This window comes from Mesorhizobium sp. (assembly GCF_004962925.1).
Taxonomy (GTDB): Bacteria; Pseudomonadota; Alphaproteobacteria; order Rhizobiales; family Rhizobiaceae; genus Mesorhizobium.
The window spans coordinates 1-228 of record NZ_SUEO01000505.1; the positions used below are offsets into that span (position 1 = coordinate 1).

Annotated in this window: 1 protein-coding gene; it reads right to left on the minus strand. The window is 67.5% G+C overall.

Annotated elements, in window-relative coordinates:
* Window positions 1-228: type VI secretion protein IcmF/TssM N-terminal domain-containing protein (locus E5W87_RS35900; protein ID WP_292408812.1), on the minus strand; the 228-nt coding region annotated here is incomplete at both ends.

Below are 228 nucleotides of genomic sequence, written 5' to 3' on the forward strand. Positions count from 1 at the left end.
GGCACGCCGCGGCGGAAGACCGAAGGATGAAGACAGCGCCGCGGTCAGCCGGTCGATGGGCGCCCCTTCCTGGGTCGCCGACGTCAGATAGAGGCCGCGCAGCCAGGCGGCTTCTTCGTAGCGGCTTTCGCCGAACATCGCCTCGACCAGCACCTGGATAGGCTCGGACAGGCTCGTGAGCTGGGCGGGAAATCTGAAAATCTCGGCGCGGGCGGCGAGCTTGTCCTC